The sequence below is a fragment of the Pseudomonas oryzihabitans genome, assembly GCF_024652905.1.
GTDB classification, from domain to species: domain Bacteria; phylum Pseudomonadota; class Gammaproteobacteria; order Pseudomonadales; family Pseudomonadaceae; genus Chryseomonas; species Chryseomonas benzopyrenica.
The window spans coordinates 3,765,134-3,780,419 of sequence record NZ_CP102428.1 but is presented as its reverse complement, the minus strand read 5'-3'; the positions used below and the strand labels follow the sequence as shown (position 1 = coordinate 3,780,419).

General features: G+C 65.0%; 14 protein-coding genes. 6 read left to right on the top strand and 8 right to left on the bottom strand.

The features are described from left to right. Window positions 1–86: 86 nt before the first annotated feature. Entirely contained in the window at window positions 87–1,847 is a 1,761-nt protein-coding gene (locus tag NRG74_RS17540; protein WP_026083623.1) for a cation:proton antiporter, read from the bottom strand. A gap of 272 nt (window positions 1,848–2,119) precedes the next feature. Between NRG74_RS17540 and NRG74_RS17535 the strand changes: the two genes are divergently transcribed. The 5 genes from NRG74_RS17535 to ybaL all read left to right on the top strand — a co-directional run bounded on the left by NRG74_RS17535 (window position 2,120) and on the right by ybaL (window position 6,722). Further along, a complete protein-coding gene (locus NRG74_RS17535; RefSeq protein ID WP_017639164.1) occupies window positions 2,120–2,977 on the top strand; it encodes a Tim44 domain-containing protein in 858 nt (285 codons plus the stop codon). Window positions 2,978–3,156: 179 nt separating this feature from the next. Further along, a complete protein-coding gene (locus NRG74_RS17530; protein ID WP_017639163.1) occupies window positions 3,157–3,558 on the top strand; it encodes an SMI1/KNR4 family protein in 402 nt (133 codons plus the stop codon). A gap of 68 nt (window positions 3,559–3,626) precedes the next feature. Then, entirely contained in the window at window positions 3,627–4,385 is a 759-nt protein-coding gene (locus NRG74_RS17525; protein WP_007160108.1) for an SDR family NAD(P)-dependent oxidoreductase, read from the top strand. Between the two features lie 61 nt (window positions 4,386–4,446). Next, a complete protein-coding gene (locus NRG74_RS17520) occupies window positions 4,447–4,929 on the top strand; it encodes an acyl-CoA thioesterase (RefSeq protein WP_007160109.1) in 483 nt (160 codons plus the stop codon). A gap of 74 nt (window positions 4,930–5,003) precedes the next feature. Then, entirely contained in the window at window positions 5,004–6,722 is a 1,719-nt protein-coding gene (gene ybaL / locus NRG74_RS17515; protein WP_017639162.1) for a YbaL family putative K(+) efflux transporter, read from the top strand. Window positions 6,723–6,726: 4 nt separating this feature from the next. Here ybaL and NRG74_RS17510 read toward each other — a convergent pair whose 3' ends face one another. Further along, complete coding sequence (locus tag NRG74_RS17510) at window positions 6,727–7,683, bottom strand: energy transducer TonB (RefSeq protein WP_257704926.1); 957 nt, start codon at window positions 7,681–7,683, stop codon at window positions 6,727–6,729. A gap of 131 nt (window positions 7,684–7,814) precedes the next feature. Continuing rightward, on the bottom strand, window positions 7,815–8,771 hold the full coding sequence (locus tag NRG74_RS17505) for a CobW-like GTP-binding protein (protein ID WP_257704925.1): 957 nt from the start codon (window positions 8,769–8,771) through the stop codon (window positions 7,815–7,817). 66 nt (window positions 8,772–8,837) lie between these two features. Between NRG74_RS17505 and NRG74_RS17500 the strand changes: the two genes are divergently transcribed. Then, window positions 8,838–9,173 (top strand): NADH:ubiquinone oxidoreductase, encoded by a 336-nt coding sequence (locus NRG74_RS17500; RefSeq protein ID WP_437181156.1) that lies wholly within the window; start codon window positions 8,838–8,840, stop codon window positions 9,171–9,173. 18 nt (window positions 9,174–9,191) lie between these two features. Here NRG74_RS17500 and glmS read toward each other — a convergent pair whose 3' ends face one another. From glmS to atpD, 5 genes are all read right to left on the bottom strand, one after another. Next, window positions 9,192–11,027, bottom strand: a complete 1,836-nt coding sequence (gene glmS, locus NRG74_RS17495) for a glutamine--fructose-6-phosphate transaminase (isomerizing) (protein ID WP_257704923.1) — start codon at window positions 11,025–11,027, stop codon at window positions 9,192–9,194. Between the two features lie 67 nt (window positions 11,028–11,094). Next, window positions 11,095–11,865: a DeoR/GlpR family DNA-binding transcription regulator gene (locus NRG74_RS17490; RefSeq protein ID WP_068384417.1), complete on the bottom strand. Its 771-nt coding sequence runs from the start codon at window positions 11,863–11,865 to the stop codon at window positions 11,095–11,097. A 54-nt stretch (window positions 11,866–11,919) separates the two neighbouring features. Then, window positions 11,920–13,287, bottom strand: a complete 1,368-nt coding sequence (gene glmU, locus NRG74_RS17485; RefSeq protein WP_257704922.1) for a bifunctional UDP-N-acetylglucosamine diphosphorylase/glucosamine-1-phosphate N-acetyltransferase GlmU — start codon at window positions 13,285–13,287, stop codon at window positions 11,920–11,922. A 154-nt stretch (window positions 13,288–13,441) separates the two neighbouring features. Then, a complete protein-coding gene (locus NRG74_RS17480; RefSeq protein ID WP_007160117.1) occupies window positions 13,442–13,867 on the bottom strand; it encodes a F0F1 ATP synthase subunit epsilon in 426 nt (141 codons plus the stop codon). A gap of 38 nt (window positions 13,868–13,905) precedes the next feature. Next, window positions 13,906–15,282, bottom strand: a complete 1,377-nt coding sequence (atpD, locus tag NRG74_RS17475; RefSeq protein WP_017641466.1) for a F0F1 ATP synthase subunit beta — start codon at window positions 15,280–15,282, stop codon at window positions 13,906–13,908. Window positions 15,283–15,286 lie beyond the last annotated feature (4 nt).

Sequence of the window (15,286 nt, the reverse complement as noted above, 5' to 3'; positions counted from 1 at the left end):
TCGACCCGCTTATTCAAACGAGCGACTTAGAGCGATTCTGCCGCGTCGATCCCCAGCCGGCAATGGCTGGATTGCGCAAAAGCGGCCTAATGATGTCCGCCCTTGTCCTGCTCCAGGGTTTCGATGAAGGCGATCTGCAGCCGCGAGTGGACGCGAATGAACCAGCGCCACAGCACCGCGATCACCACCACCGCGACCAGGCCGATCAGCAGCAGCAGCTCGCCGCGTGGCAGGATGCTGCTGCTCAGGGCCGCGAGCAGCACCAGGATGCCGGCCAGCGACAGTAGCGGGATGAATTCGCTGACCAGTCGCCGTACCGGCTGGGTATAGCGCCCGGCCTGGTTCTGTCGCACGCTGAGTTCGGCCATCAGCATGGCCAGCGCCTTGAGCTTGCGATAGGCGGCGATCAGGCAAGGCAGTGAGAGCAGCAGCGCCCCACCCCAGATGCAGGCCTTCTGCAGATCGGGATCGGCGATCCAGGTGCTGAGCCAGCCCGCCAGCCCGCCGGCGAAATAGGCGCCGCCCAGGAAGATGGCGATGACCAGCGACAGGTTGATGCCGACCTGCAGCAGGATGCGCCTCATCATGCCGGCCAGGACCGCCTTCTCGCCCTGGGGCTGGATGCTGCGCAGCCATTCGCCATAGATACCCAGCACCCGTTGCATGGGCTGCGGCAGCCAACGCCCGATCCACAGCGCCAGTGGATCGGCGGCCTTGATCAGATAGGGGGTGAGCAGCGTAGTGACCGCCGAGACGGCCACCGCCACCGGATAGAGGAAGTGGCTGGTGACGCCCAGGGTGATTCCCAGGGTGGCGATGATGAAGGAGAACTCGCCGATCTGCGCCAGGCCCATGCCGACCCGCAGCGAGGTCCGACCGTCGTTGCCGGCGATCAGGGTCCCCAGGCTGCAGGCAAGGATCTTGCCCAGCACCACGACGACACTGATCACGGTGATCGGCCAGGCGTATTCCACCAGCACCTTGGGATCGAGCAGCAGGCCGATGGCGACGAAGAAGATGGCGCTGAACATGTCGCGCAGTGGCTCCACCAGCTTCTCGATCTGCAGCAGCTGGCGCGACTCGGCCATGATGGCGCCGATCAGGAAGGCGCCCAGCACCACGCTGTATTCCAGCTTGGCCACCAGCAGGCAGAAACCGAAGCACAGCCCCAGCACCGTGATCAGCAGCATCTCGTTGCTTTCGAAGGTGGCCACGTAGGCCAGCAGGCGCGGTACCAGCAGGATGCCGACCACCAGCGCCACGATCATGAACAGACTCAGTTTGCCGAGGGTCGAGGCCACCGCGCCCGGCTCCACCGAGCCGCTCACCGCCAGGCCCGACAGCAGGGCGATGATGCCGATGCCGAGGATGTCCTCGACGATCAGCACGCCGAAGATCTGCTGGGCGAAGCGCTCGTGCTTCATCTTCAGTTCGTTGAGCGCCTTGACGATGATGGTGGTCGAGGAGATGGCCAGGATGGCGCCGAGGAACAGCGAATCCATGTGCGACCAGCCGAACATCTGCCCCACCTGGTAACCCAGCCAGAGCATCAGGCTGATCTCCAGGAAGGCGGCGATGAAGGCCGTGGCGCCTACGCGGAACAGCTTGCGCAACGAGAATTCCAGGCCGAGGCTGAACATCAGGAAGATCACCCCCACCTCGGCGAGGGTCTTGATGCTTTCTTCGTCGTGGATCAGACCGAATGGCGGTGTATGGGGTCCGATGATGAAGCCGGCGAGGATGTAGCCCAGGACCACGGGTTGCTTGAGGCGGTGGAAGAGGATGGTCACCACGCCGGCCACCAGCATGATGACGGCCATGTCCTGGATAAAAGCTAGAGCATGCATCGGCCGGGCCCTCCTATGACGGGCCGGGTTATCTCCCGACACCTGCGCTGACTGGAGTCCAAGACTAGCATCTGCAAACTCTTGTGACGGATTTTGCAAAAATCTGTAATAGATTGATGTGGCTAGAGATTTTCCGCTGTCCGCGGGGGCGACGTTGGTCGCCCAGGCGGCGAGCGCAAAGGGCAAAATACCGAAACAATTCACGCTGGCTGTACTTGACCGGGCAGCGCAAGATGTATCCAACACCAGACTCTTCACAGAGAGAACACCACATGCAACGCCTGATGAGCTTCTTCATGATCCTGTGCCTGGGCCTCACGCTCAGCCTGGACGCCAACGCCAAGCGCATGGGCGGCGGCAAGTCCGCTGGCGCCGCGCCCATTCACCAGACCCGCCAGGCCGCGCCGCCGCAGCAGCCGGGCATGGCCGCGCCCGCTGCTGGTGCTGGCGCCGCCGCTGCCGCCCGTCCCAGTGGCGCCTCGCGCTGGCTCGGCCCGCTGGCCGGTATCGCCGCCGGTGGCCTGCTGGCCTCCATGTTCATGGGTGACGGCTTCGAAGGCTTCCAGTTCTTCGACTTCCTGATCCTCGCGCTCATCGCCTTCGTGATCTTCCGCCTGATCGCCCGTCGCAAGCAGCAGGCCGGTCCGCAGCCTGCCGTGGCCGGTCATGCGCCCATGCAGCGTGAGATGCCCAACCAGCCCACCAATGGCGGTCTGTTCGGAGGTGCCACCGCTGGCGCCGCGCCGGTGATCAACGCGCCGAGCTGGTTCAATGCCGAGCGCTTCGTGGCCGCCGGTCGTGATCACTTCATGAGCCTGCAGCAGCACTGGGACGCCAACGAGATGGACAAGATCTCCGAATTCGTCACCCCGCAGATGCTGCAATGGCTGCGTGACGAGCGCGCCGCGCTGGGCGAAGGCTTCCAGTCCACCTACATCGAGAACCTGAATGCCACCCTGGACGGTGTCGAGGATCTGCAGGGCAAGACCATCGCCACCATCACCTTCAACGGTGTGTCCAAGGAATCGCGTTTCGATCAGGGCCAGCCGTTCAGCGAAAGCTGGCGCATGGAGCGCATGGCCGGCGAGAACCAGCCTTGGCTGCTGGCCGGTATCCGCCAGAACGCCTGATAACGGCGCTTTACCCGAAAGCCCGGCTCTACGCCGGGCTTTTTCATGGGCGTCGCCTGCCGAACATCTCTCGAAACCGCTATCAAGTCCGTACGGAAGCTGCCGTTATCCCGGACTGAACTGCTAACCTTGCGCGCCTCTTTCCCTTTATCCGGCGCGCATTCCGAGAGAGGCCTGCTATGGAAGACGTCATCGAACGCCTGCGTGAAGAAAACGAACCCGTTCCCGTACCCCTGGAGCTGCCCGACGAAGACCTGCTGGTCGAGATCGAGGAAGAACTGCTCATCAGCCTGCCACCGGAATTCCGCGAATTCCTGCTGACCGTCAGCGACGTGGTCTATGGCCGTATCGAACCGGTGACCGTCACCGATCCCCAGTCCCATACCTATCTGCCGGAAGTGGCTGCCACCGCCTGGGACGAAGGCCTGCCGCGGGAGTACATCCCTCTCTGCGCCAGCGACGATGGTTACTACTGCGTCAGCCAGGAAGGCGAGGTACTGTTGTGGGAAGACGGTGACCTGACCGACGAGTCCTGGGATTCGGTCTGGATCTGGGCTCGCGACGTCTGGTTGGAAAGCTGACCGAGCCGGTACTGAACGACCTTGCCTGACACGGGTCTGGATAAGGCCATCACTCCGGAGGAAGCGTCATGAGCACTCCCGTCGTCCTGATCACCGGCGCCGCGGGCGGCCTCGGCCGCGCCCTGGCGCAACGCTTCGCCCAGAGCCGCTGGCGCGTCGCCGCCGCCGACCGCGATGCCGAAGGCCTGCATGGGCTCAACGGCATCGTCGGCCTGGATTCCAGCGTGACCGCCGATATCTCCAGCGCCGAAGGCTGCCGCTCCCTGGTCAGCAAGGTCATGGCCCGCACCGGGCGCCTGGATGCCTTGATCAACGCGGCCGGCATCTGGCGCGAAGGCGAGGTGGAGACCTTTACCGAGGACGACTACGACCTGGTGATGGCGGTCAATCTCAAGGCCACCTTCTTCATGTGCTCGGCGGCCATCCCCTTCCTCAAGGAAAATCGCGGCGTCATCATCAACGTCGCCAGCGGGGCCGGGCGCCAGCCCATCGCGGGCGCCGCGGCCTATGGCGCCGCCAAGGCGGCAGTGCGTTTCTTCAGCCAGAATCTGGCGGTGGAACTGGCGCGCGATGGCGTGCGGGTCAATGCCGTCTCGCCGGGCGACATCGATACGCCCATGCTGGACTTTCAGGCCGCCCACTATGGCAGCGGCGACCCGGCCGGTTATCGTCGCAATCTGCTCAATCGCTACCCCCAGGGCGATACCGCTCGCTTCATCCAGCCGGAGGAAGTGGCCGAGTTCGTCTATTTCCTCTGTCAGCCCCAGGCGGCGGCCATTTCCGGTGCCGACCTGCCCATCGACTTCGGGCTCTCCGCCGGCCGTTGATGGCTGTGACAGACGGCGCCGTTGCGCCGTCTACAGGATTTTCCCCCTCGAGGATTCGCCCATGGAAGCCGGCAACCACCAGTTGAGCATGACCATCCTGATGACCCCGGACCTGGCCAACTTTTCCGGCAATGTCCACGGCGGCGCCCTGCTCAAGCACCTCGACGAAGTGGCCTACGCCTGTGCCAGCCGCTATGCCGGACGCTATGTGGTGACCCTCTCGGTGGATCAGGTGATCTTTCGCGAGCCGGTGCATGTCGGCGAACTGGTGACCTTTCTCGCCTCGGTGAACTACACCGGGACCACCTCGATGGAAATCGGCGTCAAGGTCATCACCGAGAACATCCAGCAGCGTTCGGTGCGCCACACCAACAGCTGTTTCTTCACCATGGTGGCGGTGGACGAGAACGGCAAGTCCTGCCCGGTCCCGCAGCTGGAACCGGTGACCGCGGACGAGAAGCGACGCTGTGTGCAGGCCCAGCAGCGCCGGCAGATCCGTCGGGAACTTCAAGAGCGCTATCAGGCACTCAAGGAAACCTTTTGAGTTTTGCCGGCTAGGTCGCCGTCGTTCGACGGCAGCGGCTCCAGGATCTGGCAATCCAAATCCTTGGAGCCAGCATGTCCCATGACACCCCTCTGATATCCACCCTGGCCATCGGCCTGGTCCTGGCCTTCGCCTTCGGCACCCTGGCCACCCGCCTGCGCCTGCCGCCCATCGCCGGCTATCTGCTTGCCGGCGTGGCCGCCGGCCCCTTCACCCCCGGCTTCGTCGCCGATCCCGAGCTGTCCAAGGAACTGACCGAAATCGGCGTCATCCTGCTGATGTTCGGTGTGGGCCTGCACTTTTCCATCAAGGATCTGCTGGCGGTCAAACGCATCGCCATTCCCGGTGCCATCGTGCAGATCGCCGCCGCCACTCTCATGGGCATGGGGGTGAGCCACCTCCTGGGCTGGGGCCTGGGCAGTGGCCTGGTCTTTGGCCTGTCGCTGTCGGTGGCCAGTACCGTGGTGCTGCTGCGGGCCCTGGAAGAACGCCAGATGGTAGAAAGCCGGCGCGGACGGATCGCCGTCGGCTGGCTGATCGTGGAAGACCTGCTGATGGTGTTGGCCCTGGTGATCCTGCCGGCGCTGGCCGGGCCCCTGGGTGGCGATAGCGGCGAAGAGCCGGGCCAGAGCCTGGGGCTGGAACTGGGCCTCACCGCGCTCAAGGTGAGTGCCTTCATCGCCCTGATGCTGCTGGTGGGCCGACGGGTCATTCCCTGGCTGCTGGCCCGGGTGGTGCGTACCGGTTCGCGCGAACTCTTCACCCTGGCGACCCTGGCCATTGCCATGGGCATCGCCTATGGCTCGGCCTCGCTGTTCGGGGTGTCCTTCGCCCTGGGCGCCTTCTTTGCCGGCGTGGTGCTCAACGAATCGGAACTCAGCCATGACGCTGCGGAAAATTCGCTGCCCCTGCGCGAAGCCTTCGCCGTGCTGTTCTTCTTTTCCGTAGGTTGCCTGTTCGATCCGGAGATCCTGCTGGAGCAGCCCCTGGCGGTGCTGGCGACGGTGGCGGTGATCGTCCTCGGCAAGTCCATCGCCGCGACTCTGATCGTCCTGGCCTATCGCCGCCCCCTGAGCGTGGCCCTGACCATCGCCGCCAGCCTGGCGCAGATCGGCGAATTCTCCTTTATCCTGGCCAGCCTCGGCCTGTCGCTGAAACTGCTCGACCAGGGCGCTCACGACCTCATCCTGGCCGCCGCCATCATCTCCATCATCCTCAATCCCCTGCTGTTCCACGGTATCGATCGCCTGCAGCCGTGGATGGAGCGCCGCGAGGGTCGTCGGCTGATCAATGCCAAGGGCAAGCACGCACCGGAACTGGACGACGAACCCGAGCCGATCGAGCAGAGCGGCCACCTGGTGCTGGTGGGCTATGGACGGGTGGGTCGCTACATCTGCGATCGCCTGGATCGCCAGGGACCGCCGCTGATCGTGATCGCGGACGAGCCGGAACACGTCACGGCGCTACGCCAGCAGGGCTTCACCGCGATCCTGGGCAACGCGACCCAGGACAAGGTGCTGGCGCGGGCCAAGCTCAAGGAGGCACGCGCCCTGCTGCTGGCGATTCCCAACGGCTTCGAGGCCGCCGAGATCGCCCGCCGCGCTCGCGAGCTGGCGCCGGACCTGCATATCCTCGCCCGTGCCCATCACGATGACGAGATCCGGCATCTGGAGAATCATGGCGTGGATGAGGTGATCATGGGCGAACGCGAGATCGCCCATGGCATGTTCCGCTATCTGGGCCTGGAGCGGCCCGGGGAACATGAGGCGGCGCCCAGGGGCTCCGCCGCCTAGCGACCTAGCGGCGCTGGATCTTGAAGTTGAAGGTCTTGGTGGCCTTGCGCGGCACGATCTGACCGCCGGAAACCCGGGGGGCGAAGCGCCATTCGCCCAGCACGTCGAGCACGGCGCGCTCCAATTGCTTGTTGGAGGCTTCCAGCACCTGGATGTCAGCCAGTCGACCGTCGGCGGTCACGGTGAACATCACCCTTACTTCGCCGCCCACGCCGCGGCGACGCAGCATTTCCGGATACTCCGGCGGTGTCATCTTGATCGGCCGGATGTCGGCGTCGTCGATGCTGCCGGTGGGCAGGCCGGCGGTCTTCGGCGGACCGGAAGGCGCGGCGGCCGGTGCCGGCTGACTGGGCGCAGCCGTTGCCGCCGGTGCTGGTGACGGCGTCGCCTGGGCTACGGGCTCCGGGGCCGGTTCGACCTTTTTCGGCAGCGGCTTCTGCTGGCTGTGCTCGACCGGCTTGGGCTTCGGCTTGGGTTTGGGCTTCTCCACCACCGGCTTGGGTGGCTCCACCGGTTTCGGCGGTTCCACGGGCTTGGGCGGCTCCGGTGGCGGCGGTTCGGGTTGCGGTGGCGGCGGCGCGGGCGGTGCCGGGGTTGGCGCAGGCGGCTCGGGAACCGGCTTGGGCAATTGGATGAAGCTGACCTGCATGGGCTCATCGCCCTTGGCGATCTTCAACTCTGGCGGCGCCTGAACCACCATGAACAAGGCCACCGCCATGCTGGCGTGCATGATCAACGACAGCGCCGAGGCAGTGCCCCAGCCGCGGCCGCGCGGTGGCTGCTCGCCCGGCTCGGCCGCACCAACCGGGGTCAGCACCGGCGTCACGATCTCTTCGTTACGCTCGGGCATGCGGAACGACAGGATGGTGGCCGAGGGTTCGCTACGCTTGGCATTGACCCCCGCCACGGGCTCCACGTCACCTGCCAGGGCGGCCCTGACGGGACCCTGAACGGATTCCACCTCATCACCGTCGGAACGCGCAGCAACTACGAGAGGTTCAGGCTTGGCAAGGGACGTTGGAGCCATGGGAGCTATACGCAGAAGAAGTAAATTTAATAATCATTATCATTAACTGAAAAGATTTGGCAACCTCAAATGTCGCGAATGGTGCCGCGCAGGCCTTTTTCGAGCGCCTCTAGGTCCGGCATCTCATCCAGGATCAACTCCAGCCGATTGTCGCGGCGCCACAGGGTCGACTCCCAATCGCCCTGCTCAGCTACACCATTGTAGGCCTGCCAACCATCCGCCAACTGCAGGACCGCCTTCAGCCTGAGCAGCCCGGGGAGACCACCCAGCAGGGCCAGCAACGCCGGGCCATCGAAGCGGTGGCTGGGATGCCAGCGCCAACCGACGGCATGGTGTCCTTCCTGGGTATGGCTGAAGTGCAGCGGGCGCCCGGGTAGCAACAGTGCCTGGGGACTGGAAGCCACTCCGAGCTGGGGTAGCTCATGGTCAGCCGACGCCTCACCGTCAACCAAAGGCAGTTCGGCCAGGGTGATCCGCCCGCCTTCGGTCCAATACAGTGGCCGGTCGCCCAGTCGCGCAGGCAAGCCCGTCCGATCCAGGCCGGCGCTCTTGTTGAGCACGATCAGACCAGCCTGCTCCAGTGCCTGTTGTTGGGCCTCAGGCAGGGCCTGGCCTGCCAGTAGTTGTCCGGCATCCACCACCCAGATCAGGGGTTGCAGAGTCAGTACCCCGGTCCAGGGCGGCGCCTGGAGTTGCCGATAGAGGCTGGCGGGATGGCCCAGGCCGGAAGGCTCGATGAACAGCCGCTGCGGTCGCGCGCGCCGGAGCAACCGGGTGAGGGCTACCTGCAGGGGCACGCCTTGGACGCAGCACAGGCAACCACCCGGGACCTCGGCGATACTCAGGCCCGCATCATCGCGAGTCATGAGCGCAGCGTCGAGACCGACCTGGCCGAATTCGTTGACCAGGATCGCCCAACGCTCATTGGCGGGACGCTGGGCGAACAGCTGGCGGATCATGGTGGTCTTGCCGGCGCCCAGGGGACCGGCGATCACATGGGTCTTGATATCGGCGAGGCGCATGGCGAGAGGTCGGATGCTAGAGTGGCGATTTCATCAGGGAGATGGGCTGGAATGTGGCGATTGCTGATGACTCTGCTGCTGTTGCCGTCGTTGGCGCTCGCCGATGCCTGCGTGATCCGCAGTCGCCAGGGCAGTGTGGACGTGCAGGTCTGCCAGAGCAATATCGACATCCCCGCCCAGCTGTTCCGCGACGGCTTCTGCCATCCGCAACTCAAGGACCAGCAGACCGAGGTCCACTTCGTCGACCGCTGCCCGGTCGGTGAGATCGGCATCTGTCAGGGCGCACGCAGCCCGGGCGTGCCCTACCGACAGGATATCCACTACTACGGCGAACCTGGCGACGGCCGCTTCCTGGCCGTCGCCTGCCGGCAGCAGAATCAGGGCAACTGGCGCGTGCCCTGAGGTTCCACGTGGAACCGTTTATTCCACGGTCACCGACTTGGCCAGGTTACGCGGCTGGTCCACGTCGGTGCCCTTGAACACGGCTACGTGATAGGACAGCAGCTGCAGCGGTATGGTGTAGAGGATCGGCGACAGGGCATCGTGGATATGCGGCATGGGCACGATGCGGGTGCCTTCGCCTTCCTCGAAGGCCGCGCGCTCGTCGGCGAAGACGATCAACTGACCGCCCCGCGCCCGTACCTCCTGCAGGTTGGACTTGAGCTTTTCCAGCAACTCGTTGTTGGGCGCCACCGTCACCACCGGCATATCGGCGTCGACCAGGGCCAGGGGACCATGCTTGAGCTCACCGGCCGGATAGGCCTCGGCGTGGATGTAGGAGATCTCCTTGAGCTTGAGCGCCCCCTCCATGGCCACCGGGTACTGCTCGCCACGTCCGAGGAACAGGGTGTGGTGCTTTTCAGCAAAGGATTCCGCCAGCTTTTCCACGGTCTTGTCCATGGCCAGGGCTTCGTCCAGGCGCGCCGGCAGACGGCGCAACTCGGCCACCAGTTCGGCTTCGATGCCGGCATCCAGGCGTTGCTGGCAGCGGCCCAGGCTCAGGGTCAGCAGGAGCAGCGAAACCAGCTGGGTGGTGAAGGCCTTGGTCGAAGCCACGCCGATCTCGGGACCGGCCTGGGTCAAAAAGCTCAACTGGGATTCGCGCACCAGCGAGCTGGTCGCCACGTTGCAGATCGCCAGGCTGCTCAGATAGCCGGATTGCTTGGCCATGCGAAGGGCCGCCAGGGTATCGGCGGTCTCGCCGGACTGAGAGATGGTGACGAACAGGGTGTCCGGGCTGACGGCGACGCGGCGATAGCGGAATTCGCTGGCCACCTCCACCTGGCAGGGAATGCCCACGTATTCCTCGATCCAGTAGCGCGCGACCGAACCGGCATGGAAGCTGGTGCCGCAGGCGACGATCTGGACCTGACGGACCTTGGCGAACAACTCGGAGGCCGCCGGACCAAAGGCTTCGGGCAGCACCTGACCTTCGCCGAGGCGCCCTTCCAGGGTGCGCTGGACCACGCTGGGCTGCTCGTGGATCTCCTTGAGCATAAAGTGGCGATAGGCGCCCTTGTCGGCGGCCTCGCTGCCTTCGTGGTACTGCACCGTCTCGCGCTGTACCGGCTCGCCATCCACATTCCAGAGATTGACCTGATCCAGGCGGATCTCGGCTACGTCGCCCTCTTCCAGGTAGACGAAGCGGTCGGTCACCTGGCGCAGCGCCAGTTGGTCGGAGGCCAGGTAGTTCTCGCCAAGGCCGAGGCCGATCACCAGGGGACTGCCGCTGCGGGTCGCCACCAGGCGATCCGGCTGCTGGCGCCAGACCGCCGCCAGGCCGTAGGCACCGTGCAGCTCCTTGACCGCTGCCTTGAGCGCCATGGTCAGGTCGCCACTGTCCTGCAGCTTGAGGTGCAGCAGGTGGACGATGACCTCGGTATCGGTCTGGGAGGTGAAGACATACCCCTGAGCCTTGAGCTGGGCGCGCAGGGTTTCGTGGTTCTCGATGATGCCGTTGTGCACCACCGCCACGTCACCCTGGGAGAAATGCGGGTGGGCATTGGCTTCGGTGGGTGCACCATGGGTAGCCCAGCGGGTGTGGGCGATGCCCAGGCGACCGGCCAGGGGGTCGGCCAGCAGGGCCGCTTCCAGTTCGCTGACCTTGCCGATACGGCGCAGGCGCTGCAACTCGCCCTGGGCATCCAGCAACGCCAGGCCGGCACTGTCGTAACCGCGGTATTCCAGGCGCTTGAGACCCTCGACCAGAATGGCGGTGATGTTACGCTCGGCAATGGCGCCGACGATTCCACACATGCTTACCTCCCGTTGCCGGTCTTATCCACAGCGACCCAACTGGGTCGGCTGTGGATGACCTGATTGTCTAGTTGTCCACCGGGGCGCAGATGACCTGCACCCCGCGGGTTTCGATCGCCCGGGCCGCTTCTGCGGGCAGTCGCTCATCGGTGATGAGTACATCCACTCTTTCCCAAGGTAGTTCCAGATTGGGAATTCGCCTGCCCAGCTTGCTCGCTTCAGCCATGACCACTACCTCCCGTGCCACCTCGGCCATCACCCGCGACAGCGATAGGTGCTCGTTGAAGGTGGTGGTGCCCCGCTCCGGATCGAGGCCGTCGGCGCCGATGAACAGCTGGTCGAAGTCGTAGGATCTGAGGACCTGCTCGGCGACCTGGCCCTGGAAGGATTCCGAATGCGGATCCCAGGTGCCACCGGTCATCAGCAGCATGGGCTCCTGCTCCAGCTCGCGCAGCGCCATGGCCACCTGCAGGGAATTGGTCATGACCACCAGCCCGGGGCGGCGATCGAGCTGGGGAATCAGCGCCGCCGTGGTGCTGCCGCAGTCGACGATGATCCGTGCATGTTCGCGCAGGCGCTGGGCCGCGGCCCGGGCGATGGCCTGCTTGAAGGGCGAGGCCTGGGGCGGCGCTTCAGCCAGCAACTCCTGAGGCATGGCCACTGCGCCGCCATAGCGACGCAGGAGCAGGCCATTGCGCTCGAGGGCGGCCAGGTCCTTGCGGATGGTGACCTCGGAGGTCTCCAGCTGCCGGGCCAGCTCATCCACGCTGACCTCGCCCCGCTCCTGGAGCTGGGTAAGGATGGTGTGGCGACGCTGGGCAGTATTGCGACGAGTCATAAATTTCGATTCGAAAGATAACGGATCGAATCAAAACCTAATAGCGGCGCGTCGTCAAGCCTTGGGGGCCTTCTTCGGTCGCTGCCAGCCAGTCTTGTTGACCTGCCTGGCCCGCCCCAACGCCAGGGCGTCGGCTGGCACGTCCGCGGTGATAACCGAACCCGCCGCTGTGGTCGCACCAGCGCCCAGGGTGACCGGCGCCACCAGGGAACTGTTGGAACCAACGAAGACATCGGCACCAATTTCGGTTCGAAACTTATTGGCCCCGTCATAGTTGCAGGTGATGGTACCCGCGCCTATGTTGCTACCCACGCCGATGCTGGCATCACCCAGGTAGGTGAGGTGACCGGCCTTGGCGCCGTCCTGCAGATGGGCGTTCTTGAGTTCGACGAAGTTGCCCACATGGGCCTTGCTGCCCAGTTCGCTACCGGGACGCAGACGGGCGAAGGGACCGACGTCGGCGCCCTCCCCGACCACGGCGCCGTCCAGATGGCTGTTGGCCTTGATGATGGCGCCGCGCTTGAGGACGCTGTCCTTGATCACGCAATTCGGACCGATGCTCACCCCGTCCTCCAGCACCACCCGACCTTCGAGGATGACGTTGACGTCGATGGAGACGTCGCGGCCGGCCTCGACCTCGCCGCGCTGATCGAAGCGCAGGGGATCCAGCAGGGTCACGCCCTGCAGCATCAGGCGCTCGGCGGCACGCTGCTGGAAGTGCCGCTCCAGCTGCGCCAATTGCCGGCGATCGTTGGCGCCCTGGACTTCCATGGCGTCCGCCGGCTGGCTGGTGGCGATGGTCAGGCCATCCGCCACTGCCAGGGCGATGACGTCGGTCAGGTAATACTCGCCCTGAGCGTTGCTGTTGGACAGGCGGCTCAACCAGTCCGCCAGCCGCCGACCCGGCACCGCGAGGATGCCGGTATTGCCTTCGCGAATGGCACGCTGGGCGTCGCTGGCGTCCTTGTGCTCGACGATGGCGGTTACCTGCCCCTGGTCATCGCGCAGGATGCGGCCATAGCCGGTGGGATCGTCCAGCTCCACGGTCAAAAGCGCCAGGTGCTGATCATCCACCTGCTGCAGCAGGCGCTGCAGGGTCTCGGTCTGGATCAGGGGGACATCGCCATAGAGGATCAGCACCCGCTCCGCCGTCAGCGCCGGCGCCGCCTGGGCCACGGCATGGCCGGTACCGAGCTGCTCGGCCTGGACCACGAAGCTCACGTCGTCGGCGGCCAGCTGGCTGCGAACCTGGTCGGCGCCATGGCCGATGACGACGTGGATGCCCGCCGGCTGCAATTCACGGGCGCGGTCGAGGACATGCCCCAGCATGCTGCGACCGGCCACAGGATGCAGCACCTTGGGTAGAGCGGATCTCATGCGGGTGCCCTGGCCAGCAGCCAGGATGACGATTTCCAGGGACATCGGAACCTCGGAGACAGAGGGAAGAGACGGGCCGCGATCGAGAGCAACAGGGCCTCACGAGCGCCGACCACGCGGAATTTCTCGCGCCACTTTTCGGGCGACAAAAGAAAAGGGTAGCCGAAGCTACCCTTGTCGTTACAGCCTGACCTTGCGCTTAGCGCTTGGCTTGCCGCTTGAGCTGCTGGATGGTGCGCAGCTGGGCGGCGGCTTCGGCGAGCTGAGTGGCGGCAGCGGTGTAGTCGAACTCCGTGCCCTTGTCGCTCAGGGCTGCCTCGGCGCGCTGCTTGGCTTCCAGAGCGGCAGCTTCGTCGATGTCACCGGCGCGGCTGGCGGTATCGGCCAGCACTTCGACGACATTCGGCTGCACTTCCAGAAAACCGCCGGAGATGTAGAACACCTCCTCGGCGCCCCCGGCCTTGACCAGGCGGATAGGGCCCGGTTTCAGATCGGTGAGCAGCGGCGCATGGCCCGGGGCGATACCCAGATCACCCAGGTGGCCGTGGGCGATGATCATCTCCACCGCGCCGGAGAAGATTTCCCCTTCCGCGCTGACGATGTCGCATTGGACTGTCTTGGCCATAGCGTGCCTCTAAGAGCGCCCGTCGCCGGGCGCGGCAGTTACAGTTTCTTGGCTTTCTCGATGGCTTCGTCGATGCCGCCGACCATGTAGAACGCCTGCTCGGGCAGGTGATCGTAGTCGCCACGCAGGATCCCGGAGAAGCCGGCGATGGTGTCCTTGAGGGACACGTACTTGCCGGGCGAACCGGTGAAGACTTCGGCCACGAAGAACGGCTGGGACAGGAAGCGCTGGATCTTACGCGCGCGGGATACCAGCTGCTTGTCGGACTCGGACAGTTCGTCCATGCCCAGGATCGCGATGATGTCCTTCAGCTCCTTGTAGCGCTGCAGCACGTACTGGACGCCGCGAGCGGTGTCGTAGTGCTCCTGGCCGATCACGTTCGGGTCCAGCTGGCGCGAGGTGGAGTCCAGGGGATCGACCGCCGGGTAGATACCCAGGGAGGCGATGTCACGGGACAGAACCACGGTGGCGTCCAGGTGGGCGAAGGTGGTCGCCGGGGACGGGTCGGTCAAGTCATCCGCAGGGACGTAAACGGCCTGTACGGAGGTGATCGAACCCAGCTTGGTGGAGGTGATGCGCTCCTGCAGGACACCCATCTCCTCGGCCAGGGTCGGCTGGTAGCCTACCGCGGACGGCATACGACCCAGCAGCGCGGACACTTCGGTGCCGGCCAGGGTGTAGCGGTAGATGTTGTCGACGAACAGCAGGACGTCACGGCCTTCGTCACGGAATTTCTCGGCCATGGTCAGACCGGTCAGGGCCACGCGCAGACGGTTGCCCGGCGGCTCGTTCATCTGGCCATAGACCAGGGCGACCTTGTCCAGAACGTTGGAGTCCTTCATCTCGTGGTAGAAGTCGTTCCCTTCACGGGTACGCTCGCCCACGCCGGCGAACACGGAATAACCGCTGTGCTCGATGGCGATGTTACGGATGAGTTCCATCATGTTGACGGTCTTGCCCACGCCGGCGCCGCCGAACAGGCCGACCTTGCCGCCCTTGGCGAAGGGGCAGACCAGGTCGATGACCTTGATGCCGGTTTCCAGCAGGTCGTTACCACCTGCCTGCTCGGCATAGGACGGGGCCTTGCGGTGGATTTCCCAACGCTCTTCCTCGCCGATGGGGCCGGCTTCGTCGATGGGGTTGCCCAGCACGTCCATGATGCGGCCGAGGGTCTTGACGCCGACCGGGACCTTGATGGCCTCGCCGGTGTTGCCGACGTTCAGGCCGCGCTTGAGGCCTTCGGTGCTACCCATGGCGATGGTACGGACCACGCCGTCGCCCAGCTGCTGCTGGACTTCCAGAGTGGTTTCGGCACCCTGCACCTTGAGGGCGTCAAAGACGCGCGGTACCGCGTCGCGCGGGAATTCCACGTCGATCACGGCGCCGATGATTTGTACGATACGTCCGCTACTCATTTCG